This window comes from Bacillus sp. SIMBA_008 (genome assembly GCF_046535495.1).
Taxonomy (GTDB): domain Bacteria; phylum Bacillota; class Bacilli; order Bacillales; family Bacillaceae; genus Bacillus; species Bacillus subtilis.
On sequence record NZ_JAWRWL010000001.1, the window covers coordinates 942,066 to 966,668 of the forward strand.

The 24,603-nt window shown below is 43.1% G+C and carries 33 protein-coding genes; 24 read left to right on the forward strand and 9 right to left on the reverse strand.

Going from position 1 to position 24,603, the window contains the following annotated elements; all coding sequences use genetic code 11:
* Positions 1 to 19: 19 nt before the first annotated feature.
* Both msrA and msrB read left to right on the forward strand, forming a co-directional pair.
* Positions 20 to 553 carry a peptide-methionine (S)-S-oxide reductase MsrA gene (msrA, locus tag SB658_RS05200; RefSeq protein ID WP_014477117.1) on the forward strand — a complete coding sequence of 178 codons (534 nt, stop codon included), beginning with the start codon at positions 20 to 22 and terminating at the stop codon, positions 551 to 553.
* Complete coding sequence (msrB, locus tag SB658_RS05205) at positions 554 to 988, forward strand: peptide-methionine (R)-S-oxide reductase MsrB (protein WP_014480061.1); 435 nt, start codon at positions 554 to 556, stop codon at positions 986 to 988.
* Positions 989 to 1,031: 43 nt separating this feature from the next.
* On the opposite strand, the gene SB658_RS05210 is transcribed toward msrB, so the two are convergent.
* On the reverse strand, positions 1,032 to 2,057 hold the full coding sequence (locus tag SB658_RS05210) for an SDR family NAD(P)-dependent oxidoreductase (protein WP_003230816.1): 1,026 nt from the start codon (positions 2,055 to 2,057) through the stop codon (positions 1,032 to 1,034).
* 370 nt (positions 2,058 to 2,427) lie between these two features.
* Here SB658_RS05210 and SB658_RS05215 point away from each other — a divergent pair, with 370 nt between their 5' ends.
* The gene (locus SB658_RS05215; RefSeq protein ID WP_129092478.1) at positions 2,428 to 3,576 is read left to right on the forward strand and encodes a phytase; all 1,149 of its coding nucleotides are present in this window, start codon (positions 2,428 to 2,430) and stop codon (positions 3,574 to 3,576) included.
* A 70-nt stretch (positions 3,577 to 3,646) separates the two neighbouring features.
* Here the strand turns inward: SB658_RS05215 and cgeB are convergent, their stop codons facing one another.
* Together cgeB and cgeA are read right to left on the reverse strand one after the other, a co-directional pair.
* The gene (gene cgeB, locus SB658_RS05220; protein ID WP_410601271.1) at positions 3,647 to 4,600 is read right to left on the reverse strand and encodes a spore maturation protein CgeB; all 954 of its coding nucleotides are present in this window, start codon (positions 4,598 to 4,600) and stop codon (positions 3,647 to 3,649) included.
* A gap of 6 nt (positions 4,601 to 4,606) precedes the next feature.
* On the reverse strand, positions 4,607 to 5,008 hold the full coding sequence (gene cgeA / locus SB658_RS05225; RefSeq protein WP_003230824.1) for a spore crust protein CgeA: 402 nt from the start codon (positions 5,006 to 5,008) through the stop codon (positions 4,607 to 4,609).
* A 204-nt stretch (positions 5,009 to 5,212) separates the two neighbouring features.
* Here cgeA and cgeC point away from each other — a divergent pair, with 204 nt between their 5' ends.
* From cgeC to SB658_RS05295, 14 genes are all read left to right on the forward strand, one after another.
* Positions 5,213 to 5,518, forward strand: coding sequence for a spore maturation protein CgeC (gene cgeC / locus SB658_RS05230; RefSeq protein WP_129092477.1), 306 nt, complete (start codon positions 5,213 to 5,215; stop codon positions 5,516 to 5,518).
* Between the two features lie 64 nt (positions 5,519 to 5,582).
* Complete coding sequence (cgeD, locus tag SB658_RS05235) at positions 5,583 to 6,863, forward strand: spore maturation glycosyltransferase CgeD (RefSeq protein WP_015714121.1); 1,281 nt, start codon at positions 5,583 to 5,585, stop codon at positions 6,861 to 6,863.
* Positions 6,864 to 6,891: 28 nt separating this feature from the next.
* Entirely contained in the window at positions 6,892 to 7,671 is a 780-nt protein-coding gene (gene cgeE, locus SB658_RS05240; protein ID WP_015383898.1) for a spore maturation N-acetyltransferase CgeE, read from the forward strand.
* A 43-nt stretch (positions 7,672 to 7,714) separates the two neighbouring features.
* The gene (locus SB658_RS05245) at positions 7,715 to 7,864 is read left to right on the forward strand and encodes a YjcZ family sporulation protein (protein WP_015251877.1); all 150 of its coding nucleotides are present in this window, start codon (positions 7,715 to 7,717) and stop codon (positions 7,862 to 7,864) included.
* Complete coding sequence (locus SB658_RS05250) at positions 7,858 to 8,013, forward strand: hypothetical protein (protein ID WP_015714119.1); 156 nt, start codon at positions 7,858 to 7,860, stop codon at positions 8,011 to 8,013. Before SB658_RS05245 ends, SB658_RS05250 begins: the two co-directional genes overlap by 7 nt.
* Positions 7,994 to 9,328: an aspartate aminotransferase family protein gene (locus SB658_RS05255; RefSeq protein ID WP_144500734.1), complete on the forward strand. Its 1,335-nt coding sequence runs from the start codon at positions 7,994 to 7,996 to the stop codon at positions 9,326 to 9,328. The genes SB658_RS05250 and SB658_RS05255 overlap by 20 nt, the downstream gene beginning before the upstream one ends.
* Before the next feature lie 6 nt (positions 9,329 to 9,334).
* Positions 9,335 to 10,024 (forward strand): CoA transferase subunit A, encoded by a 690-nt coding sequence (locus SB658_RS05260; RefSeq protein WP_088326305.1) that lies wholly within the window; start codon positions 9,335 to 9,337, stop codon positions 10,022 to 10,024.
* The gene (locus tag SB658_RS05265) at positions 10,009 to 10,662 is read left to right on the forward strand and encodes a 3-oxoacid CoA-transferase subunit B (protein WP_004399417.1); all 654 of its coding nucleotides are present in this window, start codon (positions 10,009 to 10,011) and stop codon (positions 10,660 to 10,662) included. Before SB658_RS05260 ends, SB658_RS05265 begins: the two co-directional genes overlap by 16 nt.
* An 8-nt stretch (positions 10,663 to 10,670) precedes the next feature.
* Positions 10,671 to 11,981 (forward strand): peptidase, encoded by a 1,311-nt coding sequence (locus SB658_RS05270; protein WP_144500735.1) that lies wholly within the window; start codon positions 10,671 to 10,673, stop codon positions 11,979 to 11,981.
* Positions 11,959 to 12,786, forward strand: coding sequence for a putative beta-lysine N-acetyltransferase (gene ablB, locus SB658_RS05275; protein ID WP_086343949.1), 828 nt, complete (start codon positions 11,959 to 11,961; stop codon positions 12,784 to 12,786). The genes SB658_RS05270 and ablB overlap by 23 nt, the downstream gene beginning before the upstream one ends.
* Before the next feature lie 28 nt (positions 12,787 to 12,814).
* Positions 12,815 to 14,230 carry a lysine 2,3-aminomutase gene (gene kamA / locus SB658_RS05280; RefSeq protein ID WP_129092471.1) on the forward strand — a complete coding sequence of 472 codons (1,416 nt, stop codon included), beginning with the start codon at positions 12,815 to 12,817 and terminating at the stop codon, positions 14,228 to 14,230.
* Positions 14,227 to 14,505 carry a YokU family protein gene (locus SB658_RS05285; RefSeq protein ID WP_004399539.1) on the forward strand — a complete coding sequence of 93 codons (279 nt, stop codon included), beginning with the start codon at positions 14,227 to 14,229 and terminating at the stop codon, positions 14,503 to 14,505. The genes kamA and SB658_RS05285 overlap by 4 nt, the downstream gene beginning before the upstream one ends.
* Before the next feature lie 86 nt (positions 14,506 to 14,591).
* Positions 14,592 to 14,816 (forward strand): YozE family protein, encoded by a 225-nt coding sequence (locus SB658_RS05290; protein ID WP_003231160.1) that lies wholly within the window; start codon positions 14,592 to 14,594, stop codon positions 14,814 to 14,816.
* 147 nt (positions 14,817 to 14,963) lie between these two features.
* A complete protein-coding gene (locus tag SB658_RS05295) occupies positions 14,964 to 15,644 on the forward strand; it encodes a hypothetical protein (protein ID WP_014480050.1) in 681 nt (226 codons plus the stop codon).
* On the opposite strand, the gene SB658_RS05300 is transcribed toward SB658_RS05295, so the two are convergent.
* Positions 15,641 to 15,784, reverse strand: coding sequence for a hypothetical protein (locus SB658_RS05300; RefSeq protein WP_003231164.1), 144 nt, complete (start codon positions 15,782 to 15,784; stop codon positions 15,641 to 15,643). The genes SB658_RS05295 and SB658_RS05300 overlap by 4 nt on opposite strands.
* Before the next feature lie 118 nt (positions 15,785 to 15,902).
* Here SB658_RS05300 and SB658_RS05305 point away from each other — a divergent pair, with 118 nt between their 5' ends.
* The 3 genes from SB658_RS05305 to yodL all read left to right on the forward strand — a co-directional run bounded on the left by SB658_RS05305 (position 15,903) and on the right by yodL (position 17,143).
* Complete coding sequence (locus SB658_RS05305) at positions 15,903 to 16,079, forward strand: YozD family protein (RefSeq protein WP_003231166.1); 177 nt, start codon at positions 15,903 to 15,905, stop codon at positions 16,077 to 16,079.
* Positions 16,080 to 16,156: 77 nt separating this feature from the next.
* Complete coding sequence (pgpB, locus tag SB658_RS05310; protein WP_024572726.1) at positions 16,157 to 16,768, forward strand: phosphatidylglycerophosphatase PgpB; 612 nt, start codon at positions 16,157 to 16,159, stop codon at positions 16,766 to 16,768.
* A 60-nt stretch (positions 16,769 to 16,828) separates the two neighbouring features.
* Positions 16,829 to 17,143: a shape determination protein YodL gene (gene yodL, locus SB658_RS05315; RefSeq protein WP_004399431.1), complete on the forward strand. Its 315-nt coding sequence runs from the start codon at positions 16,829 to 16,831 to the stop codon at positions 17,141 to 17,143.
* A 39-nt stretch (positions 17,144 to 17,182) separates the two neighbouring features.
* Here the strand turns inward: yodL and SB658_RS05320 are convergent, their stop codons facing one another.
* Entirely contained in the window at positions 17,183 to 17,308 is a 126-nt protein-coding gene (locus SB658_RS05320) for a hypothetical protein (protein ID WP_003231174.1), read from the reverse strand.
* Between the two features lie 201 nt (positions 17,309 to 17,509).
* Here SB658_RS05320 and deoD point away from each other — a divergent pair, with 201 nt between their 5' ends.
* Positions 17,510 to 18,211: a purine-nucleoside phosphorylase gene (gene deoD, locus SB658_RS05325; RefSeq protein WP_003241589.1), complete on the forward strand. Its 702-nt coding sequence runs from the start codon at positions 17,510 to 17,512 to the stop codon at positions 18,209 to 18,211.
* Positions 18,212 to 18,293: 82 nt separating this feature from the next.
* Positions 18,294 to 19,115, forward strand: coding sequence for an LD-carboxypeptidase LdcB (ldcB, locus tag SB658_RS05330; protein ID WP_014480046.1), 822 nt, complete (start codon positions 18,294 to 18,296; stop codon positions 19,113 to 19,115).
* 70 nt (positions 19,116 to 19,185) lie between these two features.
* On the opposite strand, the gene SB658_RS05335 is transcribed toward ldcB, so the two are convergent.
* Both SB658_RS05335 and SB658_RS05340 read right to left on the reverse strand, forming a co-directional pair.
* Entirely contained in the window at positions 19,186 to 19,437 is a 252-nt protein-coding gene (locus SB658_RS05335) for a hypothetical protein (RefSeq protein WP_014477099.1), read from the reverse strand.
* Between the two features lie 87 nt (positions 19,438 to 19,524).
* Complete coding sequence (locus SB658_RS05340) at positions 19,525 to 20,226, reverse strand: class I SAM-dependent methyltransferase (protein WP_015714112.1); 702 nt, start codon at positions 20,224 to 20,226, stop codon at positions 19,525 to 19,527.
* Positions 20,227 to 20,378: 152 nt separating this feature from the next.
* Between SB658_RS05340 and ctpA the strand changes: the two genes are divergently transcribed.
* Positions 20,379 to 21,779: a carboxy-terminal processing protease CtpA gene (gene ctpA, locus SB658_RS05345; protein WP_043940138.1), complete on the forward strand. Its 1,401-nt coding sequence runs from the start codon at positions 20,379 to 20,381 to the stop codon at positions 21,777 to 21,779.
* A 34-nt stretch (positions 21,780 to 21,813) separates the two neighbouring features.
* On the opposite strand, the gene SB658_RS05350 is transcribed toward ctpA, so the two are convergent.
* Together SB658_RS05350 and SB658_RS05355 are read right to left on the reverse strand one after the other, a co-directional pair.
* Positions 21,814 to 23,304 carry a sodium:solute symporter family protein gene (locus SB658_RS05350; RefSeq protein ID WP_015714110.1) on the reverse strand — a complete coding sequence of 497 codons (1,491 nt, stop codon included), beginning with the start codon at positions 23,302 to 23,304 and terminating at the stop codon, positions 21,814 to 21,816.
* The gene (locus SB658_RS05355; protein ID WP_003231189.1) at positions 23,304 to 23,504 is read right to left on the reverse strand and encodes a DUF3311 domain-containing protein; all 201 of its coding nucleotides are present in this window, start codon (positions 23,502 to 23,504) and stop codon (positions 23,304 to 23,306) included. The genes SB658_RS05350 and SB658_RS05355 overlap by 1 nt, the downstream gene beginning before the upstream one ends.
* Before the next feature lie 183 nt (positions 23,505 to 23,687).
* Between SB658_RS05355 and SB658_RS05360 the strand changes: the two genes are divergently transcribed.
* Complete coding sequence (locus SB658_RS05360; RefSeq protein WP_129092470.1) at positions 23,688 to 24,599, forward strand: ring-cleaving dioxygenase; 912 nt, start codon at positions 23,688 to 23,690, stop codon at positions 24,597 to 24,599.
* The last annotated feature ends 4 nt before the right edge of the window (positions 24,600 to 24,603 follow it).

The window sequence follows — 24,603 nt, forward strand, 5'->3', positions numbered from 1 at the left end:
TAACAAAGGAGGCACCAGTATGTCTGAAAAAAAAGAAATCGCCACATTTGCAGGAGGCTGTTTTTGGTGTATGGTTAAACCTTTTGACGAACAGCCGGGAATTGAAAAAGTGGTGTCCGGGTATACAGGCGGCCATACTGAAAACCCTACGTATGAAGAGGTGTGCAGTGAAACGACGGGACATCGTGAAGCCGTTCAAATCACGTTTAATCCTGATGTATTCCCTTATGAAAAACTGCTTGAATTATTTTGGCAGCAAATCGATCCGACAGATGCCGGGGGGCAGTTTGCTGATCGCGGCAGTTCCTATCGCGCAGCCATTTTTTATCATAATGATAAACAAAAGGAGCTTGCGGAAGCTTCCAAGCAACGTCTGGCTGAAAGCGGCATCTTTAAAGATCCGATTGTAACGGACATTTTAAAAGCTGAACCTTTCTATGAAGCGGAAGGCTACCATCAGCATTTTTATAAAAAGAATCCAGCACATTATCAGCGCTACCGGACAGGTTCCGGACGTGCGGGGTTTATCAGTGAGCATTGGGGGGCTAAATAAATGGCGTACAATAAAGAAGAAAAAATAAAGTCATTAAATCGCATGCAATATGAAGTAACGCAAAATAACGGCACGGAGCCGCCATTTCAAAATGAATATTGGGATCATAAGGAAGAAGGGTTGTATGTAGACATTGTGTCAGGCAAGCCATTGTTTACATCCAAGGATAAATTTGATTCCCACTGCGGCTGGCCAAGCTTTACAAAGCCGATTGAAGAAGAAGAAGTGGAAGAAAAACTGGACACGAGCCACGGCATGATTCGCACAGAAGTAAGAAGCCGAACTGCTGATTCTCATCTTGGCCACGTATTTAATGACGGACCAGGGCCAAACGGACTTCGTTACTGCATAAATTCAGCAGCGTTGCGGTTTGTTCCGAAACATAAGCTGAAAGAAGAAGGATACGAAAGCTATCTGCATCTCTTTAATAAATAAAATGTTAAAAACAGGCCTGCCTAATGGATAGACAGGCTTGTTTTTATGCCTTTTTCTCTTGATGCAATTCTTCAATAATCTGAGCAATTCTTTCTTTCGTAATGAGCGGGGCTTGATCTGATTGATACCCAGGCAGATTGACTTTGCGAAAGTCAGGATGTTTTTCCGGCTCTGGAAGGATTGCATAAAGGTTGCCCCATTCATACAGTGATTCAATTTCATGTGGAGATGTTAATTCTTCGTGAAGCTTTTCACCTGGACGCTTGCCCACTTCTACTGCAGCCGGCCGCGGGAGCCCGTGCTGCGATGCATATTCTTCAAACCCATGAATCAGTTCTTCAAGTTTCAGTGATTCCATTTTGAAAATAAAGGTTTCTCCGCCTTTTGTAATAGCAGCCGATTGTAATGTCAATGTAGCTGCATCGTCTATTGACATGAAAAATCTGGTCATGTTTTTGTCTGTGATGGTCAGAGGTTCACCCTCCATCATCTGTTCAAATAATATGGGGATGACCGAACCTCTGGAACCGAGAACATTTCCAAAGCGGACCGAACAAAACAAGGTTCCTTTGTTTTGGACGTGGCGGTTTGCTTGATGAAACAGCTTTTCAGATAACAGCTTGGTGGCACCCATTGTGTTCACAGGAGATACAGCTTTATCTGTACTGATATTAATGACATGCTGCACTCGGTGTGAAAGGGCAGCTTCCACCACATTTTGTCCGCCGATGAGATTGGTCTGGATCGCTTCAAATGGATGGTCCTCACATGTCGGAACCTGTTTCAGCGCAGCCGCGTGAAAGACGATATCGACGCCTTTCATCACCTGATTCACCCTTCTGTGATCGCGTACATCTCCAAGTACAAATAATAGCCGCTTATCCTCCGCATACTTTTGGCTCATGACATACTGTTTACTGTCGTCTTTGCTGAATACAATCACCTGTTTAGGTGTAAGCATCAAAAGGCGTTTGACAATTTGACTCCCGATTGAACCCGTTCCGCCAGTGACTAAAACTGTTTTGTTATGGAAAAATGGTTTTAGTTCTGCTGTTTGCTGTTTAGGCATGGCTTATCCTCCAACTCTCGTTTCTCTACCATGCATCATATGTTCAACTTTGTAATCGAATTAATGAAAGCAACCAATAAAACAAAATTTAGGGGAATGATCATGTCACAAAGTGTTCTTTTTTAATAGAAAATGGAAAAACGGACGTAACTAGGGAACAACAAAACTAAATAAACAATGTACTAAATATTCAACATATTTTTATTTCGCTCCGCAAAAGCAAACCTGGCAAAGTCCATCTCACGTGCCTCTTTGGGGAAAAGTTGTTTATGAGTCAGAAACCCTATAAAAAAAGGTTCATTTTCCTCACGGTAATCACCTGTATATATTTTACAATAGTAGTGATAGTGATAAAAGAGGAGGGTACCAAATGAAGGTTTCAAAAACAATGCTGCTAAGCACTGCCGCGGGTTTATTGCTTAGCCTGACAGCAACCTCGGTGTCGGCTCATTATGTGAATGAGGAACATCATTTCAAAGTGACTGCACACACGGAGACAGATCCGGTCGCATCTGGCGATGACGCAGCAGATGACCCGGCCATTTGGGTTCATGAAAAACACCCGGAAAAAAGCAAGTTGATTACGACAAATAAGAAGTCAGGGCTCGTCGTGTATGATTTAGACGGAAAACAGCTTCATTCTTATGAGTTTGGCAAGCTCAATAATGTCGATCTGCGCTATGATTTTCCATTGAACGGCGAAAAAATTGATATTGCTGCCGCATCCAACCGGTCCGAAGGAAAAAATACAATTGAAGTATATGCAATAGACGGGGATAAAGGAAAATTGAAAAGCATTACAGATCCGAAACATCCTATTTCCACCAATATTTCTGAGGTTTATGGATTCGGCCTGTATCACAGCCAGAAAACAGGAGCATTTTACGCATTAGTGACAGGCAAACAAGGGGAATTTGAGCAGTATGAAATTGTTGATGGTGGAAAGGGTTATGTAACAGGAAAAAAAGTGCGTGAATTTAAGTTGAATTCTCAGACCGAAGGCCTTGTTGCGGATGATGAGTACGGAAACCTATACATAGCAGAGGAAGATGAGGCCATCTGGAAATTTAAAGCTGAGCCCGGCGGAGGATCAAAGGGGCAGGTTGTTGACCGTGCGACAGGAGATCATTTGACAGCTGATATTGAAGGACTGACAATCTATTATGCACCAAATGGCAAAGGATATCTCATGGCTTCAAGTCAAGGAAATAACAGCTATGCAATGTATGAACGGCAGGGGAAAAATCGCTATGTAGCCAACTTTGAGATTACAGATGGCGAGAAGATAGACGGTACTAGTGACACGGATGGTATTGATGTTCTCGGTTTCGGACTTGGCCCAAAATATCCGTACGGGATTTTTGTGGTGCAGGACGGCGAAAATATCGATAACGGACAAGCCGTCAATCAAAATTTCAAAATTGTATCGTGGGAACAAATTGCACAGCATCTCGGCGAAATGCCTGATCTTCATAAACAGGTGAACCCGAGGAAGCTGAAAGACCGTTCTGACGGCTAGAAAAGAAAGCAGCTTGTGCGGCTGCTTTTTTCTATGAATAAAAAAATCGTTCATAGCAATGAACGATTTTTCATGAGAGCGCCAGATGAATCGCTTTTAGTTTTGCAGGAAACTCATCAAACGTAAATGCGGGTACGATCTCTTTATAATTGGCTGCTGCAGCTTTTTGCCGTTCTTCAGGGTGGTTGATATAGAAAGCGGCTTTTTCCTTAAAGTCGTTCATGCCGTGATAAGAAATAAAGGATGAAAAAGGATGCGCCGCGGGTAAATCTGTTAATTGAAATGCTTCGCATGCAGCGATATCAAACGTTCGGTTATTAAAACTGGCATTTTTGATGCGCATAGTATTTTGGTTGAAAGCAAAATGATAGGGACGATGCGCATTAATTACGATGTCTGCCCCATTATAATAATGAACGGCCTGTTCGGGTGGAACCCATGTGCTGACGACATCAATATGCGGCTGTTTGAGCACTTTTTTAGGCAGATATTTTCCCCATTCCTTGCCGATTACCCGAACCGTCAATGGCAGATGGACCGCTTCTTTCATAAGCTGAACCCGATTAGGGTAAGGATAGCCGATGATTAACAGATTTGAATGATAGGAATGTTCGGTGCCCATTTTTTTAAACAGCCGATGGTTGACTGGTATCGGAACATAATAGACGTTCTGGTAGCCGAGCTCTTGATAGTAGAGAGCTGCATTTTGTTCTATCGTTAATATGGCGTCAGCAAGCTTAATTACCTGAAGGCTGATATCCATATAAAATGGGTCTTCGGTCAGCCAAACATACACGGGGATATCCTTACCCTTTAACCAGGTCAGCCAGTCGTGAGGAACGCGGTCTCCAACCATCATAAGTGTGAAGTCCGGCTGAAACGCTTCGATCTTCATCAAAGATTCTGCTTCAGGTTTATCTGCAATCATATACTCTGTATGAGTGTTCTGAAAACATTCTTCAGCCCAGCGATCAAAATAACTGTATATTCCTCCGTATCCCGACTGGATATACAAGACTTTCATCGGATGTTATGAAAAGAACGTAACGCTTTCTACTTTGTCTACATCAATTAATGTTGTAGCTTGGCCTGCCGGAGTGACGGAGCTTTCCTGTGTTACAAAGACGATACCGTGAACTTGATCGAAAGCAACGAAAACAACCGGTCCGATCATGTCACCTGAATCAGTCACAATGCTGATTGTCGTGCCTGGCGTAATTCTGGCAAAAATCCATCTTGCCGGAAGAGAAGGGTCTAAAATAGATTCTGCCGTAACCGTTTCACTTTCATCTACTTTTTGATCGATGGCAGCATCAAGCAAGGCTTTAAGATTACTATCCATATTTTCTCCTCCTTCTGTTGCAGTTGGAAATAAAGGGCTTAAAACGGCTTTAATTAAATCCTTTTTTAACTGTGCATTTTCAGAGCTCATTACACACACCTCCTATTCGATAGTGAACTCACGTTATTCATATTCTTCCGGCTGTTATTTGGTATGAGTCGAACGCCGTACCTGATCTATTTTTCATCTATTTAAGGAAAATGCTGATTTTTTAATGGAGTGGACATAGCCTATACCATAAATCGAAGTCGCACATATTGTGAAACAGAGATAAGGATAAGGGAGAGGGATGATTTGGATTTAGAGAAACAAGTGGATCGAGAAGAAAACCAAGATGATCTGCATTTTATTTTGCTTTTGCTGATTCTGCTTATACGTCAATCGTCTTCTGAAGGAAATCCATCTGACCTCAGACGCCAGCTTGTTTTTGCAAAAGAGCTGGGCGTACCGGTTTCAAAAGTCAATTTGATCAACGGAGATACACTTCAAAATGTCATCGTAAAAGAAGTTCTGACTGATTTGGTTATTTTCCAAAACCCGTTACATAACACGAGATCTCATGTTTCACTCTCAAGTGTTGTAAGCTGGGGTGCTTTTTAAATGATGACAGAGGCTCTGCTTGCTGCGGAGCCGTTTTTATGTTTGACGGCGGGAGGCGGTATAGATGGGAGAGAAAGTGTCTATTATTTTAACAAGTTACAACAAACCCGATTATTTGCAAAAAGCGATCGAAAGCGTGATACAGCAAACGCATGATCTTTGGGAGCTTTTTATCATGGATGATCATTCGAATGCAGAAACAACTGCGGTGATTCACAAGTATCTCCATGACCGGCGCATTCAATATCATAACAGTTTCGTGCATCCTGCAGATCGATTAAAAACAGCCCGTTATGCCACATTAATTAACAGTGCGCTCCCATTTGCAGACGGCGATTACATTTCCTATCTTACTGACGACACTGTTTATCATCCTGAGCGGCTGAGCCGTATGGTGCAAGAGTTTTCACATAAACCTGAAGCGCAGGCGGTCTATTCAAAACAAAAAGTTGTACATGTAAACGAAAGGGGAGAGGAAATCTCACATTTCTACAGAAATGCCAATGCAGTGCTTGATCAGGCCGCTTTTCAAGTTGATCATTGCTCCGTTATGCATCGCCGTTCGTTACTTAATCTCATCCACCATAAATTTGGAGGCTACTGGGATGATGATATGAAGCATTGGAATCATGGAGACGCAATTTTTTGGGCGAGACTCAACAACTTTACCCCATTTCTGCCGATAAATGAAGTATTAGACACAACCTATAAAACCCCAGATTCATTTCAAAATGCATATCGGTTTCTGCCCGCCGATTTGATTGACGGCTCTTTTGTAAAAGGTTCAGATCAAAATGTGTATTTTTTTGATCAGGGTGTAAGGCATCCTGTTGGAGAAAAGTGGGGTTTTTTGTATCTAAATCGGACTGTCGCTGTTCCAGACCCATATTTATTCCAATATAGGATTGGCAAAATTTTAAACATTCCGAATTATATTTTAGTAAAGGAAGCTGACCATCCTGCAATATTTTATATCGAAGCCGGAAAAAAAAGGCGAATTGTGGACCAGTATGCGTTTCAATTTTATCAATTTCAAAGAAAAGACATAGTGACAATTGGAAAAGAAGAGATGGAGATGCTTCCGGAAGGACCGCCGATTACGTGGAAACGATCTGAATTGATCAAAAATCCGCCTGGCCGACGGGTGTTTTTCATCGAACGCGAGCCGTTTTTGTTTCTAAACGGCGTCTTTCACCCGATTAGTGAACAAGTAACAAGGAAATTTTTTTTACATCAGAAGCCAATCTCCGCTTCTTTCCGAAATATTCAGCAATTTCCAATTGGAAAGCCGTTTTATCCGGTGTACGATGAGATTATAAAGAAATTGAATATTGCAACAGAGTAAAGGTATAGGTCATAAAAAGGAGACGTTCATGACAGGACATTATTCAAAAACGGAACATCAATATATATTGTTAACGTCTGAATCGGCATCGTTTGATCATTACAGCGTATACAGAGATCCGCAGCTTCCGCAAATTTTTTCTCATAACTTTGTTCAGCTCCATGATACGTTTCCATTGGAGCGGTTACTTAACTTTTTACCCTCCGTACCAAAGCTGCTTGATGCGAATTATCTCCATTTAAAAGCGTCGCCGCAGCATGTTTTTCCGCTCGGTTTGAAGCAGTCGCTTGTAAAAAGCGGTTTTGTCGTCGAGGATGAGCTACTATATGACATGAAGCTTAGTGACTGGAAGGGGCAGATGGGACATCCTTTAACCGCATGGGGGACGGCGAAAAGTCTTAGCGACGGATCTTCTATTATGAAAATTTACGATTCCATTTATATTGGAGAAGCAATCGCTGAACAAAAATTAAAAAGAAAATATCCTTTCTATGAAGCAGGTATAATCATTCTTGTTGTTTGTTACAGCGACCAGGCACAGAAAGTTCCCATTGGGTGCGGCGAGCTGTTTATCGATCATCAAGAGAAAACGGCTAAAATCGAAGAAGTGGCAATTTTAGATCAGTTTCAAAGGAAGGGCTACGGCAGTATCTTAGTGAAAGAAATGCTGTCCATCGCCAAATCACTAGGAATGGAAGCAGCCTACTTAGTGGCTGCAAGCACTGACGGTGCAACTCAGTTTTACGAAAAGCTGACGTTTAAAAAATATGAGCGGGTGCATACTGTATTTCATTATTTCCTTACATGAAATAGGCGTTTGCACAAACCATTTGGGACTTGGCCCGCATAAAATGCCGTATATCGTGATAAGAAAGGATGAAAACAGCATGTATGGATACTCTGGGTACGGTTACGGATTTGGCTGCGGGACAAATACATTTGTGTTAATTGTTGTCTTGTTCATTTTATTAATTATTGTTGGAGCCGCTTTTATTTGCTAGATGCTGAAATTCCAAAAGAGCCTTCCCTATTAGGAAGGCTCTTTTTATGTGAAAAAGTTTTTGCGGGGAACGTCATGCCGCCATTTGGACACTCATACAATATGGTAAAAGGGGTTTTGAGGTGGGAGCATGAGCAGTTATTTGATTAAGCCAGAGCTTAGCTCGGCCTATCCGGTTGTCAGTTATGCGAAGGGTTCATATGTTTATGATCAGACCGGAAAAAAATATCTCGACGGCTCGTCAGGTGCGGTGACATGTAATATCGGCCACGGAGTTCGTGATGTGACTGAGAAGCTGAAAGAACAGCTTGATCAGGTGTCTTTTGCTTACCGCTCACAGTTTACGAGTGAGCCCGCCGAGCAATTAGCCGCTCTCTTGGCACAGGAGCTGCCCGGAGATGTGAATTGGTCTTTTTTTGTCAACAGCGGCTCAGAAGCAATAGAAACAGCTATGAAAATCACCATTCAGTATTGGCAGGAAAAAAAGCAAACACAAAAATCCATCTTTTTGTCTCGATGGAGCAGTTACCACGGAATAACTTTGGGAGCGCTTTCATTGTCTGGTTTTTATGAAAGGAGATACCGGTTCACCCATCTCATTGAGCGGTATCCAGCTATCTCAGCTCCACATATTTATCGGCTGAATCACGAGACGGAAGAAGACTTTGTTCAGACTGCAGCTGATGAACTGGACACCATGATCAAAAGAATCGGAAGCCAATTCATCGCCGGCTTTGTGGCTGAGCCTATTATTGGTGCTGCAGGTGCAGCGATTACTCCGCCTCCGGGATATTATGAGAGATTAAGTGAGGTATGCCGCACACACGATGTGCTTTTTATTGCAGATGAAGTGATGACGGGGCTTGGGAGAACAGGAAGGATGCTCGCGACAGAGCATTGGGATACCGTACCTGATATTGCTGTACTGGGGAAGGGACTCGGTGCGGGGTATGCGCCTATTGCTGCTGCCGTCGTATCTGATTCTATTATTGAAACGATAAAACAAGGGTCAGGTGTGATTATGAGCGGTCACACATATAGTGCACATCCCTATTCAGCCAAAGCTGCTCTTGAAGTTTTGCGATATGTGTTAAAGCACGGCTTGATCAAACAATCAGAAAAAAAGGGCGCTGTGCTGAAGAAGAAGCTTGATGAGGCGGCATCTCAAAGCGGCATTATAGGTGATGTGCGCGGAAAAGGACTGCTATTAGGCATTGAATTTGTGGCAGACCAAAAAACGAAGAAAGTGTTTCCGCCAGAGCAGGCGGTAACCCAGCTTATTGTCAGCGAGGCGAAAAAACGCGGGCTGATTGTTTATCCTTCCAAAGCTGGAATAGACAGTGGAGAAGGAGATGCTGTCATTATTGCTCCTCCTTTTAACATTTCAGACGGTGAAATGGAAGAGCTTATCTCTATTTTTTCAGAAACAGTTGCAGCGGTCGAAAAAAACTTAAAAAAGGATTGACATTAAATGGCGCCATTTCAAAAAGCAATCAGCATTGACACAGCAATTGCAGATGTTCGGGATGGATCGGTTCTGATGTTTGGCGGTTTTGGGGGAGTCGGGTCGCCTCCTTCATTGATTGAAGCGATATTGGACAGCGGTGTAACGGATTTAACTGTGATTTGCAATGACGCCGGTTTCCCGGATATCGGGATCGGCCCGCTTATTGTTAATCAACGGGTCAAAACCCTGATCGCCTCGCATATCGGTTCCAATCCTGTAGCCGGAAAACAGATGACAGAGGGGACGTTAGAGGTTCAATTTTCACCTCAGGGAACGCTTGCGGAACGGATTCGCGCCGGCGGAGCGGGGCTTGGCGGTATTTTAACCGACGTGGGCATTGATAATCAAATGGTTTGCGAAAAAAAGAACATCGTAACAGTGGCGGGAAAACGATACTTGATTGAAGAGGCGCTGACGGCTGATTTTGCTTTCATCAATGCTTACATTGCAGATGAATTCGGCAATCTAACGTATGACAAAACCGCGCGCAATATGAACCCGCTTATGGCAATGGCCGCCAGGAGAACCTTTGCCGAAGCTGAGCGTATCGTTCCGAAAGGTGAGATTTCTGAAGAAATGATTGTCACACCGGGGGTTTTTGTTGAGGGGGTTGTACGAAGCGAGGGAGTGAAGTGGAAATGGGCTTGGGAGTAGCAGAAAGAGAACAGATTGCAAAACGCGCTGCTACTGAAATTAAGCAGGGCATGATTGTGAATCTCGGTATCGGTATCCCATCCTTGGTACCGAACTTTTTGAAGCCTGACATGCAGGTCATGTTTCAAGCGGAAAACGGTGTCCTTGGCATTGGAGAAAGTCCCGAAAAGGGAGAAGAGGATGCGCATTTATGCAACGCCGCGGGATATCCTGTCCGCGCTGTAAAAGGGGCGTCTTATTTTGATACAACCATGTCTTTTGCGATGATCAGAAAAGGCAAAATTGACATTACGATTTTAGGCGCCCTGCAGGTGAGCCAATCAGGAGATTTGGCAAATTGGCTTGTTCCGGGAAAAAAGGTGCCTGGTATGGGCGGGGCGATGGAGCTTGCCCAAAAAGCGAAAAAAGTGGTTGTCGTCATGAGTCATACAGATCAAAAGGGAAGGCCTAAATTAACAGAAAGATGTACGCTGCCATTAACTGCTGCAGGCTGTGTAGATTTGATTATTACCGAAAAAGCGGTTCTTGAGGTCGATAGCCATCACTTCATTTTAAAAGAGCTGATGAATGGCTCGACAATAGATGAGGTGACGAGGCTGACAGAAGCTGAAATCAAAATAGATATGCCTTTTTCTTAAGAGGGGGAATGAGGATGCAAGACATTGAAAGAAAAGTAATCGAGTGGCTTGATCAGCATTCGGCCAAAGCCATTCGTCTTCTCAAAAGGCTGATTGGGGAAAAAAGCACATTGGGGTCAGAGTTTAACGCCCAAGCTGTTGTGCTTGAAAAGCTGCGGCAATTTCATATGGACATTGATGTATGGGAGCCAAGCATAAAGCAATTAAAACAGCATCCCTACTTTAAATCTAACCGATCCGATTTTCATGAGAGCCCGAATATCGTGGCTAAAAAAACGGGAGCCGGCGGAGGCAGGTCCCTGATTTTGAACGGCCATATCGATGTTGTGCCTGAAGGAAGCGTAAAGGATTGGAAGTATGAACCGTATCAAGCTGTCGAAGAAAACGGTAAAATATACGGCCGCGGCTCAACGGATATGAAGGGAGGCAATACAGCCCTTCTTTTTGCTTTAGAAGCCCTGCACGCCTGCGATGTCAAACTGAAGGGAGATGTATTGTTTCAGAGTGTTGTAGATGAAGAGTGCGGCGGCGCCGGTACACTGTCCGCCATCATGAGAGGCTATCGTGCTGACGGGGCGCTGATTCCTGAACCGACGAATATGAAACTATTTATTAAGCAGCAGGGTTCAATGTGGTTTCGGATCACTGTGAAGGGATTAGCCGCACATGGGGGCACACGCTATGAAGGGGTAAGCGCGATTGAAAAAAGCATGCACGTTATCACAGCGATACAAGAGCTGGAGAAAGTCCGCAATGCGAGAATTTCAGATCCGCTGTATGACAATATCCCAATACCGGTACCGGTGAATATCGGCACGATCTCGGGCGGTGCCTGGCCATCTTCAGTTGCAGACCGTGTCGTTATAGAAGGGAGATGCGGAATTGCTCCCCATGAGAAACCAGAAGCTGTAAAACTTGAATTGGAAAACTGGCTGAAGGATTTAGAATACCATGACGAATGGTTTAAACGCCATCCCGTACAAGTCGAATGGTTTGGCGCTCAATGGCTGCCGAATGATTTACCTGATGATCACCCTTTAATTTCTGTGCTGCAATCAGCCTATCAAAAAATGAAACAGACAGAGCCGATTATTGAGGCTTCCCCGTGGGGAACGGATGGAGGGCTTTTGTACCATGCAGGAGATACACCAGTGATCGTTTTCGGGCCGGGGGAAACAAAAACGGCTCATCAGGCCAATGAATACATTGAGGTTGAAGCCATGATAGAATCTGCTAAAATTATTGCACTTTTTGTCATGGATTGGTGCGGGCTTCATACAGATGGGGAGGATGCGGATGCTCAAGTCAATAAAGAGTAGCGGTGTCACAGCAGTTTTGGACCATGACGGCTTTAATAAACGAATCAGAGTGGTCCGTTATGACGGAGCTATTGAGAAGGCCCTGCCGGATATCGTGGCAGCGGCAAAAGAAGAGAATGCAGAAAAAATCATCGTCTATGCGAAGCAGCATGATGAGCCAATCCTTGCCAAACAATTATTTGCGCCGGAGGGTTATCTAAAGGGCTATTATCTCGGCTATTCGGCTTGTGTCATGGTACGTTACCTTTCAGAAAGCCGGAGACAAACAGATTCTTATACAGAGGAACAGGAAATCATCGAAGCCATATATCGCACAGCGCCCCGTCTTCGCAACGACAGTACACCCGTTTTTACGATGAGAAAAGCAGAAACAAACGACATGTACCAGCTATCGATGCTGTATAAAAAAGTATTCCGCACGTACCCAACACCGGTATTTGACCCCGCTTATATTGAAAAGACGATGAATGCAAATACGGTGTATTATATCATGCTTGATCATGACCGCCTGATCAGCGCAGCAAGCGCAGAAATCAATCCAGAGCTTGGGCATGCAGAAATAACCGATTGCGCTGTGCTGCCGGAATATCGCGGCCATTCGTTAACAAGCTTTTTAATCGAGGCGTTAGAAAAAGAAATGGCTGGAAAGGATATCTTTCATGTATTTTCTCTCGCCCGTGCTTCGTCTTTTGGGATGAATGCTGTGTTGTACCATTCAGGTTATCAGTATGGCGGAAGGCTGATCAATAATTGCTTTATAGCCGAAGGCCTTGAAAACATGAATATTTGGTGCAAGCAACTGTAAGTCAAAATATGCGCGAGGAGGAATTCGTTTGAAAAACAAATGGTATAAACCGAAACGGCATTGGAAGGAGATCGAGTTATGGAAGGACGTTCCGGAAGAGAAATGGAACGATTGGCTTTGGCAGCTGACACATACTGTAAGAACGTTAGATGATTTAAAGAAAGTCATCAATCTGACTGAGGATGAAGAGGAAGGCGTCAGAATTTCTACCAAAACGATCCCCTTAAATATTACACCTTACTATGCTTCTTTAATGGACCCCGACAATCCGAGATGCCCGGTACGCATGCAGTCTGTGCCGCTTTCTGAAGAAATGCACAAAACAAAATACGATCTGGAAGACCCGCTTCATGAGGATGAAGATTCACCGGTACCCGGTCTGACACACCGCTATCCCGACCGTGTGCTGTTTCTTGTCACGAATCAATGTTCTATGTACTGCCGCTACTGCACAAGAAGGCGCTTTTCCGGACAAATCGGAATGGGCGTCCCTAAAAAACAGCTTGATGCTGCAATTGCTTATATCCGGGAAACACCTGAAATCCGTGATTGTTTAATTTCAGGCGGTGATGGGCTGCTCATCAACGACCAAATTTTAGAATATATTTTAAAAGAGCTGCGCAGCATTCCGCATCTGGAAGTCATCAGAATCGGAACAAGAGCGCCCGTCGTCTTTCCGCAGCGCATTACCGATCATCTGTGCGAGATATTGAAAAAATATCATCCGGTCTGGCTGAACACCCATTTTAACACAAGCATCGAAATGACAGAAGAATCCGTTAAGGCATGTGAAAAGCTGGTGAACGCGGGAGTGCCGGTCGGAAATCAGGCTGTCGTATTAGCAGGTATTAATGATTCGGTTCCAATTATGAAAAAGCTCATGCATGACTTGGTAAAAATCAGAGTCCGTCCTTATTATATTTACCAATGTGATCTGTCAGAAGGAATCGGGCATTTCAGAGCTCCTGTTTCCAAAGGTTTGGAGATCATTGAAGGGCTGAGAGGTCATACCTCAGGCTATGCGGTTCCTACCTTTGTCGTTGACGCACCAGGCGGAGGAGGTAAAATCGCCCTGCAGCCAAACTATGTCCTGTCACAAAGTCCTGACAAAGTGATCTTAAGAAATTTTGAAGGTGTGATTACGTCATATCCGGAACCAGAGAATTATATCCCCAATCAGGCAGACGCCTATTTTGAGTCCGTTTTCCCTGAAACCGCTGACAAAAAGGAGCCGATCGGGCTGAGTGCCATTTTTGCTGACAAAGAAGTTTCGTTTACACCTGAAAATGTAGACAGAATCAAAAGGAGAGAGGCATACATCGCAAATCCGGAGCATGAAACATTAAAAGATCGGCGTGAGAAAAGAGATCAGCTCAAAGAAAAGAAATTTTTGGCGCAGCAGAAAAAACAGAAAGAGACTGAATGCGGAGGGGATTCTTCATGAAAACATGCGAATGGTGCGGCGAGCTTGAAGCGGTGCCCGGCAGGAACACGGTGTACTGGGAGCTTCCTGATGGAACGAGGGCTATAGAACTGACAGACACTCCTGCCATGGTATGTTCTTCCTGCGGTATGACCTATCAAGAGGAAAACACGGTTAAGGAGATTGAGGATCAGCTGCTTTTAATTCAAACAAAAAAACTGCCTGAAAGCCTGACATATCAGCAGCTCATGGAGACAGAAAGAATTTTGAAACGCAACTATTTTGACTTCTCCTGAGTCATGTTTCAGTATTCTTTTGTTGTAATTTTACACTTGAACTGTATAATAGAACAACAAAAGACAGACACCAGGAGGGGAAACCCATGAAATCCTTTTATCACTATTTATTGAAATACAGACACCCTAAGCCGAAGGACAGCATCAGTGAATTTGCCAATCAGGCGTATGAGGATCACAGCTTTCCAAAAACATCAACCGATTATCATGAAATCAGTTCATATTTGGAGCTGAATGCTGATTACCTTCACACGATGGCGACGTTTGATGAAGCTTGGGATCAATACGAGTCTGAAGTGCACGGCAGATAATAGCTGTTTCATCCGCAGATCACTGCGGATTTTTTTATGTCCCCCATACCATAATTGGATATTTCCTTTGGTTTTCATGCCCATGCGAATTGGCTTCACCCGGCATACGATAGCGTATGAGAAATGTTGCGGCGAGGGGGAGACACCATGAAGCAAAATAAACCGAAATTCCAAGTAGGGGATATCGTAGTCGTCATTATGTATGGAACAGTCGGCACCATCACAAAAGTACACCAAATTGATAAACACTATCTTTATGAAGTCAATCATAACGAAGTTTTATACTTTGAATCATCTATTCAGCTTTATAAAGATTATGAGGGTGTCATTGTCGACATGGAGAAGCTTGATATTGAGTATGAATTCCTTATTGGGGACGTTGTTTATGTAAAAGATTATGGAAAAGAACTCTTTCGCATTATCGGCCATAGAACAGAAATTTGGAGATATTTAGAAGATGGCTGGGAAGATATCATTTATGAGCTGACCCGTTTAAAGGATGGAGAGTGGCTTGAAACGGAGGAAGAGGATCTCACGCTGGTGCTTAGAAAATATGAAATGGACCAGTTTGTGCATCAGCTGTTGTTTGTCCATTATGTCGGAGAAACTGGCCATGAGATCGGCGAAGATATCGCATCGTCTGCTCTTCTTCAGTTTGAAGGCGATGATGAAGATCAAGATACCCTTCACATCCTTGCTGTGTCAATTGTTGATGAGCTTCTGGATATTTATAATGACTACAAAATTCTGTACGAAATGTTTCATGATGAAGAATATAAAGACATGATGATGTTTGTTTTGGAAAGTTTAAAAGAGCATTTCAGTTAGTTTGTGAACATACGGATCAAGACATATAAAAAATATGGCAGACAGCCCCAAATCATCACACGCGTCATTCCTTTGAGCGTTTTTTCCATTATGATATCAAATCTTTCTCCGTCCAGTGCTTCCATCATTTTAGCAATCATAGCGTCAGCCTCCCATGGCTCGTTTTTTATTCAATATATGACTGAAAGAATTGTTTAGAACACCGGGTATAATTCAGCCTGTTTTTTCATAAAACATAAAAAAGGAGGCGGTACGGAGATGAAAGAAATAGATCTTGTGATTGATACGGAAGAAATCGCTGAATTTTTTTACAGAGAGCTTGCAAGACGGGGCTACATACCGAGTGAGGATGAGCTGTTTGAAATCGCTGATATTACCTTTGATTATTTGATAGAAAAATGTATGATAGATGAAGAGCTGGATGAAGATGAGTGAGGCTTAAAACCGGAGCGGTCAGCTCCGGTTTTATTATTCATGTTCTATGACTTCTGTGAAAATTGAGGTGGTTAAAATTGTACAAGCCCGTTAGTTTGTTTCTTTTCTTTTTAATTCTAGCTGCGGCCATTCATACAAATGCTGTTCAATCTGCAGATGAAGCAATAAGCAAGGCAGCTGTTTTGATCCGTCAGCCATGGCTTAATGAAGTCATGACGGGGATCACGCATCTTGGTGCTTCTTCTTTTCTGCTCCCTCTAATTGTCATCATTGGAGCAGGCCTGTTTTTCTACAGAAAAACATGGGACGGTCTGTTGATGCTCTTGATATTCGGCACAGATCGGCTGTTAAACAAAGTCTTAAAAGAATGGATCGAAAGAGTGAGGCCTGATTTTGCACCGCTGGTTCATGAATCATCCTTCAGTTTTCCGAGCGGCCATTCCATGAATGCTGCTTGTGTCTATCCTGTTATTGCTTACTTTTTAGTGAAACACCTCCCGTTTTTGTCCAAGCATAAAAAAATGGTATATATCATAGCCGGTGTAATTGCTGTTTTAGTCGGCATAAGCAGAGTGTATCTGGGGGTTCATTTTGTGACAGATGTGTTAGGAGGCTTTAGCCTCGGCTTGCTTCTGTTTTTCCTAGTAAAAGGTTTTGACGAAAAGATTAAGCGGTTTCGACAAAAATAGAGAGAGGAAAACACAGCAAAAACGCCAATATGTTAAAGAAATAAAAGGGAGGGGATCTTGATGATGTTATCCGTGTTTAAAAAGAAGTCTTGTTCCTATGACGTGACAATATTTCAGACACCCCGGTTTGGCGAAAAAAAGGGCTACAGAGCCGTCTATCGAACTGAACTGAACGGGAGCGATCATCAAGACGTGCTGAAAAGAGCATTCTCTTTGTTTAATGTATTCGACACTGTTCCGAGTGATTATGATGCAAGATTTATGGCCACAGGGGACGTGATCCTGATTGATGAAGGCAGAAAAGGGAAAACATATTATCAACTGCTTCCCGCCGGCTGGAGGAAAATCAATCGTCTGATTGTACAAACGACATAATGAAAAGAAAACTGCGGAAACCCGCAGTTTTCTGCAGTTTTAAGGCTTGCGTTTGGCAGCAGAATATTCTTTCCCGTGTGCTTCTTCAGCTGCAATGATATCTTTTTCAGGTATATGATTGTTCTTTTTTTGGCCGGTGATCCGGTTACGATGTTTTTTACCCATGTCCCACCCCTCCTTCCTGCGGTTAGGTTTTCAAATTAACACCCCGATTATCCGTTTTTCTGAGGAAGTGCCTAACAGATCCTCGAACATTTCTTTTTTCGACATATTCCTTTATAATCAATGCTGAAGTTTGTTTCATCATGACATTCGTTGTAAAATGGACGGGCTGGATGATAATTTTGATTTACAGGAGGATATGAGATGAGTGTACATATAGGTGCTGAAAAAGGACAAATTGCGGATACAGTGCTTTTGCCGGGAGATCCTCTCAGAGCAAAATTTATTGCAGAAACGTATCTTGAAAATGTAGAATGCTACAATGAAGTCAGAGGCATGTATGGATTTACGGGTACATATAAAGGTAAAAAAATCTCAGTACAAGGCACGGGAATGGGTGTTCCGTCTATTTCAATTTATGTGAATGAATTAATTCAAAGCTACGATGTGCAAAATCTAATAAGAGTCGGTTCTTGCGGCGCTATTCGTAAAGATGTCAAAGTGCGAGACGTCATTTTGGCGATGACCTCCTCAACTGATTCACAAATGAACAGAGTCGCTTTTGGAAGCATTGATTTTGCGCCTTGCGCAGATTTCGAGCTTTTAAAAAATGCCTATGATGCCGCAAAGGATAAAGGTGTGCCGGTGACTGTAGGAAGCGTATTTACTGCTGACCAGTTCTACAACGACGATTCACAAATTGAAAAACTTGCAAAATACGGTGTGCTTGGCGTTGAAATGGAAACAACTGCATTGTATACATTAGCAGCGAAGCACGGAAGAAAAGCCCTGTCAATTCTCACCGTGAGTGATCACGTATTAACAGGAGAAGAAACGACAGCGGAAGAGCGTCAAACGACATTTCATGATATGATAGAAGTGGCTTTACATTCCGTATCACAATAAAATATATCAAGAGGCGTGCTGGGTGCCGGCAGCCTCTTCTTTATGAATGCGGAAACGATTGATAAAAGGAAGGTAATGTAATATGAAAAAGTCTGGTAAATGGTTCTCACTGGCTGCCGCTCTGAGTGTAACGGCAATAGTCGGAGCCGGCTGCAGCATGTCGAACGGAGATGCTCAAAAGGATACGAAAACCACAGCAGAAACAAAGCAAACAGAACAAAAAACAGCTGACAGCAAAAAATCAAACACTCAAAACAGTGAGTTTTCATTGGAAAGCCAGTATTTCAATGATATTAAAAAAGTCGATGGTCTGGAAACCATTCAAAATCCAGAAAATATACTCGCGCTTGTCAATAAACAATATGCACTGCCCGGAAACTATGAACCTAGCGATCTTGTCATACCAGATGTAGAGTTTTCTTTTGAAGAAAAGATTCAAAAACGTTACATCAGAAAAGAAGCGGCCGACGCATTAAAAACAATGTTCGATGCTGCCAAAAAGGAAGGCTATGAACTGGCAGCTGTCTCAGGGTACCGTTCGTATGACAGACAGAAAGTTATTTTTGACAATGAAGTAAGCCTAAAAGGGGAAAAGAAGGCAAAGGAAGCGGTTGCTTACCCGGGTGAAAGCGAGCACCAAACAGGCCTCGCGATGGACATTTCGAGCCGGAGCAATGGCTTTGAGCTAAATGAAGCGTTCGGAAGCACGGCAGACGGGAAATGGGTGCAGGACAATGCTTATAAATATGGCTTTATCATTCGCTATCCGAAAAATAAAGAAGATATCACGAAATATGAATATGAGCCATGGCATCTGCGCTATGTAGGCAAAAAAGCCGCAAAGGTCATCCAAGATAATGATTTAACGCTTGAAGAGTACTTTGAAAAAGTGAAGAAAATTTAAAATGAAAAGCCCGCTTACACTAGATAAGCGGGCTTCATTGTGTCTGGTGAATCTAGCATTTGTTCTATGCTTACCAGAAGAATAAACCAGCAAGAGCGACCCCTGTAATTAAACCGAGGGAAATACCGTAAGCTGCTCCGTATCCCCAATAACCGCCCCAATATCCGTAACCGAAACCTCTTGGCCCTCCGCCGGTCGGAGCTATAAAAACTCTGTCTCTTGTTACACGGGTAATTCTGCCGACGTGAACTCTCCCGCCTCTCTCTGTAATTCTGACGACTTTACCTTGATGGTTTTTGCAAAGATGATAATATCTCTCCAATATTGTTCCCCTCCTATCCTGACTTTCTATCAGCATATGATAGATAGGGAAAAAAGGTTGGACGAAAACAGGGGGCGATACGCCGTTTTACTTGTACGCGATAAAAATACAATGACCCATGTACTCACTATATAACTGCATGAGCTGATAATGTGTTTGAAGCGTATCGTAATAGATGGGATCAATCGTTTGCGATAAATCCATTTCTGTGGTTGGTTCAAATTCCATGTCTTCCGGAAGAAGTGTCATCGCTTCTGTTTTTTGAAATCCATAGGATCTTAGGAGTTTATGCCATTCGCTTTCTTCATGTAAGCAAGTAAATCCGTAAAAATCCATCATTTGCTTCTTTTCTGCAGGGGGCATCGGTTTTTTTAAAGCAGCTTCGATACCAATCAGCATCCCGCCGGGTTTTAAAACTCTTGAAATTTCTTGAAGAGAGGATGTCAGGCGTGAAAAACTGAGGACCGATTCTGACAGGACGCAGGAAAAGGACTCAGAAGAAAACGGGAGATGTTCCAGCTCCGCCTGATATGCAGGGATGGCAAGCCCTTCATTCGCAAATCTTTTTTTCGCTTTCTCAAGCATAATAGGATCTTTATCAACGACTGTTACAGGATACAGCAAATGTCCTAAATAAGCCGCCGTTTGCCCTGTTCCGCATCCGGCATCAAGAATCGGCTGATCCGGGGAGGGCGCAGCCTTTTGCAAGACCGCTTTTGAAAAAGCCAGCCCGCCTGGGTGCGCCCCTGCGACACCGAATAAGGACAGCATTTCTAAATATCGGCTCAATATCGAATCCTCCTTTTTCCTTATCATATGTCGTATAAAGACATAGGTTTATGAAAAGCAAAAGAAGGGCGTTTCTCTTTCATTTCTGCTCCGAGTTGACGAATAAGAATTCGTCCATGATAATAATGTAAGAAGAAAAAGGTGGTGTTTAATTGAAACGGCAATTAAAACTGTTTTTTATTGTGCTGATCACTGCAGTTGTCGCTTCGGCGCTTACTTTATTTATTACGGGCAATTCCAGTATCCTGGGCCAAAAATCAGCAAGCACAGGAGACAGTAAGTTCGACAAATTAAATAAAGCGTATGAGCAAATCAAAAGTGATTATTACCAAAAAACAGATGATGACAAATTAGTAGACGGAGCAATTAAAGGAATGATTCAATCACTGGATGATCCGTACTCTACATATATGGATCAAGAGCAAGCGAAATCATTCGACGAGACGATTTCAGCATCTTTTGAAGGAATCGGAGCCCAAGTAGAGGAGAAAGATGGAGAAATCCTTATTGTATCCCCAATTAAAGGTTCACCTGCTGAAAAAGCCGGTATCAAACCGAGAGACCAAATCATTAAGGTGAATGGAAAAAGCGTAAAAGGCATGAATGTAAATGAAGCCGTCGCTTTAATCCGGGGCAAAAAGGGCACAAAGGTAAAGCTTGAACTGAACAGAGCGGGAGTGGGGAATATCGATCTTTCCATTAAGCGCGATACCATTCCTGTAGAGACTGTCTATTCAGAGATGAAAGACAACAACATTGGAGAAATTCAAATCACTTCTTTCTCTGAAACAACAGCTAAAGAACTGACAGATGCGATTGACAGTTTAGAGAAAAAAGGCGCCAAAGGCTATATTTTAGACTTGAGAGGCAACCCGGGCGGCTTAATGGAACAGGCGATTACGATGAGCAACCTGTTCATTGATAAAGGGAAAAACATCATGCAGGTTGAATACAAAAACGGTTCAAAAGAAGTCATGAAGGCCGAAAAAGAACGGAAAGTGACCAAGCCGACCGTCGTTTTAGTAAATGACGGTACAGCAAGCGCAGCCGAAATTATGGCCGCTGCCCTTCATGAATCGTCAAACGTACCGTTAATCGGCGAGACGACATTCGGCAAAGGTACAGTACAAACGGCAAAAGAATATGATGATGGCTCTACCGTCAAACTGACAGTTGCCAAATGGCTGACTGCTGACGGCGAATGGATTCACAAAAAAGGCATCAAGCCTCAAGTGAAAGCAGAGCTGCCTGATTACGCGAAGCTGCCGTATTTGGACGCAGATAAAACGTACAAATCAGGTGATACAGGCACAAACGTCAAAGTGGCTCAGAAAATGCTCAAAGCACTTGGTTACAAGGTAAAGGTTAACAGTACGTATGACCAGGATTTTGTATCTGTCGTCAAACAGTTCCAGAAAAAAGAGAAGCTGAATGAAACAGGCATACTGACTGGCGATACAACAACGAAATTAATGATAGAACTTCAAAAGAAGCTGTCTGATAATGATACGCAAATGGAAAAGGCAATTGAAACACTGAAAAAAGAAATGTAAAAAAAACCATACGCGGCTGCCGCGTATGGTTTTTTTATGCGCCCTTTTGATTTGGATTAGCGTCTTGTTTTTTGCCAAATAAACCTTCAATGACAGGATTGGATCCCGCGTTTTTAACGAACAGCGGATTCAGGATAACCACAGCGATCATGTTGGCGGCCAATCCCCAGAATCCTTCATAAATGCCATGTGCGGATTGAGTGATATACACAATAAACGTTACCGCTAGGCCGGCTAATAATCCGATAACCGTTGCTTCTTTCGTTTGGTTTTTCCAGAACAGGCTGACAGCAATCGCAGGGAAGATTTGCACCATACCGGATACACCTAATAGCTGAAGTGTCACTAAGGCAGTCGGGAACAGCATTCCAAACAGCAGCGCAAGACCGATGACAACAAAGACCATTGAACGTGTGACGAGGGTCAGCTTGCTTTGCGACACATTCGGATGAATCAAATCCCGGTATAGGTTGTTGGCGAATAAATTCGATGCGCCGATTGCCATAATGGAACAAGGTATTAATGAAGCAAGAGCGATAGTGGCATATGCAAAGCCTTGTGCCACGCCGCCGTAAGATGTTTGAATCAAATGCAGCAGCGCCAGCCTTGGATTTGTATCTTCCGGCAGGACAAGAAAGGCGATAAAGCCAAGAAAAATAACCAATATTAACACGATATTATAAAGCGGCAAAAACATGCTGTTTTTTCTTACTGCATCAGCGCTTTTCGCCGTGAAAACACCTGTAGCGGCATGTGCCCACATAAAAAGTGCCAGAGCGGAAACAATAGATGCTGTGATAAACCAAGGGATGCCTTTTGGCCCTTCTGCAGGTATCGTCAGCATTTGCGGCGCTTCCTTCACTAACGTGTCAATCATCGGTGTCCAGCCGTTAAAATGAATGAGAGGGAGGGACACCACCATAAACAGCATAATGACCCATACTAAAATGTCCTTAATGATGGCTGTATATGTAGGCCCTTTAATCCCGCTGAAGAATGTGTAAAGAGCAACAAGAATAAATGAAATGATCACAACGAATTTTACGTTAATATATCCAGTGCCGGCAACCTGAAGCGTGTCTTGAATGCCGCTCAGCTGAAGGCATATGTACGGAATAAGCATGAGTACCCCGACGATGGCAACGAGGCTTGCCAAAAGCTTACTGTTAAAACGTTCCCGGGCATAATCCGCGAGTGTTGTTAATTTATGAATTTTCGCAACTTTCCAAAGTTTCGGCAAGAAGAAGTAGGCGATAAAGTAGGCCAACACAGAATAAGGAATGGCGAAAAATGCAACACTTCCGCCTGTAAAAGCAGTACTGGTCAACCCTAAGAAAGTATAGGCCGTATAAAGGTCAGCGCCTACTAAAAACCAGACGAGAAGACCGCCGAAGCGTCTGCCGCCGACAGACCATTCTTCCACAGAAGTGCGTGAGGATTTGTCTCTTCCGGCGAGAAAGCCGATACAGACAACGGTTAAAACAATAATAGCAGTAATGAGAAGTGCAGTCAGATTCCCTTGCATTATTCAAGTCCTCCATCTTTTTTTTGCATCTGATAAATGCCAAACGAGCATAACGGCGTAACAATAATCCACAGCAGCAGCCAAAAGTGGAAAAACGGCAGGCCGAACATAATCGGTTCTATTCGATTCACAAGCGGCAAAAGCGCGAGCTGAACGAATGGCAAAAGAATGAGAATAACAATAAGTGCTTTTTTAACCATTTACTTTCCTCCTGAAACATGATAATGCTCACTATAATAGCAGTTGTAAGAAAAGATCACAAGATAATTATTAGAAAAAAATGATTTTTTCAATTATTTAATCAAAACACATGGTTTGCATCCTTTTCAATAAAGGTTTAAAATAATAAATATCTTGAAATCGAGATAAATAGGAGTGAGAAAATGAAAACAGAAGGATTGCACCATGTCACAGCATTCGCCAGAGATCCGCAAGAAAACTTGCGATTTTATACAGAAGTGCTTGGGCTCAGGCTTGTTAAAAAAACAGTAAACTTTGATGATCCCGGAACGTATCATTTTTACTTTGGGAATCAAAACGGAGATCCCGGTACAATAATGACCTTTTTTCCGTTCCAAGGAAGCGGACAGGGAACGGTAGGAAAAGGCCAAGCGGGCCGGGTGTACTTTTCAGTTCCCTCAGGCTCCCTGTCTTTTTGGAAGGAGCGTCTTGAGAAAAGCGGGCTGAGCCTAAAGGAAAAAACGTTGTTTGGTGAAAAAGGTCTTATTTTTGATGATACAGAAGACCTTCCGCTGGCGATCATGGAGGATGCGAAAAGCGGCAAAAGCGAGTGGACGCCTGACGGGATCACAACAAATGAAGCAATTACGGGAATGAAAGGTGTGCTGCTATATTCCTACGACCCGCAGGCGACCATACAATTGTTAACGGAAAGCTTTGGATACACCAAAGTGGCCGAAGAAGACCAGATTGTCAGACTGGCAACCTCAGCGGCCGTCGGCGGTGTCATTGATGTCCATTTACACCCTGAAAAAAGAGGAGTCGGAGGATATGGTACGGTACACCATATAGCGTTTCGGACAAAGAAAAACGAACAGGCGAAATGGCTGCCGATTATTGCTGAAAACCATCTGCCTTCGTCAGAAATTCTCGACAGGGAATACTTTACATCAGTTTATTTCAGGGAGAAAGGCGGTATCTTATTTGAAATTGCCACAGATGAACCGGGCTTTATGACAGATGAAACGTTTTCTGAGCTAGGGACTTCCTTAAAACTGCCTGAATGGCTGGAGAAACATAGACACCAAATTACAGACATTTTATCTGAACTTTAAAAGG

Coding starts and splice junctions, on each gene's coding strand:
- SB658_RS05300 (WP_003231164.1), bottom strand. CDS start 15,784: ATGATTGCTAAAATGATGGAAGCACTGGACGGAGAAAGATTTGATATC.
- msrB (WP_014480061.1), top strand. CDS start 554: ATGGCGTACAATAAAGAAGAAAAAATAAAGTCATTAAATCGCATGCAA.
- SB658_RS05270 (WP_144500735.1), top strand. CDS start 10,671: ATGAGGATGCAAGACATTGAAAGAAAAGTAATCGAGTGGCTTGATCAG.
- SB658_RS05305 (WP_003231166.1), top strand. CDS start 15,903: ATGAAAGAAATAGATCTTGTGATTGATACGGAAGAAATCGCTGAATTT.
- SB658_RS05260 (WP_088326305.1), top strand. CDS start 9,335: ATGGCGCCATTTCAAAAAGCAATCAGCATTGACACAGCAATTGCAGAT.
- cgeE (WP_015383898.1), top strand. CDS start 6,892: ATGACAGGACATTATTCAAAAACGGAACATCAATATATATTGTTAACG.
- deoD (WP_003241589.1), top strand. CDS start 17,510: ATGAGTGTACATATAGGTGCTGAAAAAGGACAAATTGCGGATACAGTG.
- msrA (WP_014477117.1), top strand. CDS start 20: ATGTCTGAAAAAAAAGAAATCGCCACATTTGCAGGAGGCTGTTTTTGG.
- SB658_RS05255 (WP_144500734.1), top strand. CDS start 7,994: ATGAGCAGTTATTTGATTAAGCCAGAGCTTAGCTCGGCCTATCCGGTT.
- SB658_RS05285 (WP_004399539.1), top strand. CDS start 14,227: ATGAAAACATGCGAATGGTGCGGCGAGCTTGAAGCGGTGCCCGGCAGG.
- SB658_RS05265 (WP_004399417.1), top strand. CDS start 10,009: ATGGGCTTGGGAGTAGCAGAAAGAGAACAGATTGCAAAACGCGCTGCT.
- SB658_RS05295 (WP_014480050.1), top strand. CDS start 14,964: ATGAAGCAAAATAAACCGAAATTCCAAGTAGGGGATATCGTAGTCGTC.
- yodL (WP_004399431.1), top strand. CDS start 16,829: ATGATGTTATCCGTGTTTAAAAAGAAGTCTTGTTCCTATGACGTGACA.
- SB658_RS05210 (WP_003230816.1), bottom strand. CDS start 2,057: ATGCCTAAACAGCAAACAGCAGAACTAAAACCATTTTTCCATAACAAA.
- SB658_RS05245 (WP_015251877.1), top strand. CDS start 7,715: ATGCCGTATATCGTGATAAGAAAGGATGAAAACAGCATGTATGGATAC.
- SB658_RS05355 (WP_003231189.1), bottom strand. CDS start 23,504: ATGGTTAAAAAAGCACTTATTGTTATTCTCATTCTTTTGCCATTCGTT.
- ldcB (WP_014480046.1), top strand. CDS start 18,294: ATGAAAAAGTCTGGTAAATGGTTCTCACTGGCTGCCGCTCTGAGTGTA.
- SB658_RS05360 (WP_129092470.1), top strand. CDS start 23,688: ATGAAAACAGAAGGATTGCACCATGTCACAGCATTCGCCAGAGATCCG.
- cgeA (WP_003230824.1), bottom strand. CDS start 5,008: ATGAGCTCTGAAAATGCACAGTTAAAAAAGGATTTAATTAAAGCCGTT.
- SB658_RS05320 (WP_003231174.1), bottom strand. CDS start 17,308: ATGGGTAAAAAACATCGTAACCGGATCACCGGCCAAAAAAAGAACAAT.
- cgeD (WP_015714121.1), top strand. CDS start 5,583: ATGGGAGAGAAAGTGTCTATTATTTTAACAAGTTACAACAAACCCGAT.
- SB658_RS05215 (WP_129092478.1), top strand. CDS start 2,428: ATGAAGGTTTCAAAAACAATGCTGCTAAGCACTGCCGCGGGTTTATTG.
- SB658_RS05350 (WP_015714110.1), bottom strand. CDS start 23,304: ATGCAAGGGAATCTGACTGCACTTCTCATTACTGCTATTATTGTTTTA.
- SB658_RS05290 (WP_003231160.1), top strand. CDS start 14,592: ATGAAATCCTTTTATCACTATTTATTGAAATACAGACACCCTAAGCCG.
- cgeB (WP_410601271.1), bottom strand. CDS start 4,600: ATGAAAGTCTTGTATATCCAGTCGGGATACGGAGGAATATACAGTTAT.
- ablB (WP_086343949.1), top strand. CDS start 11,959: ATGCTCAAGTCAATAAAGAGTAGCGGTGTCACAGCAGTTTTGGACCAT.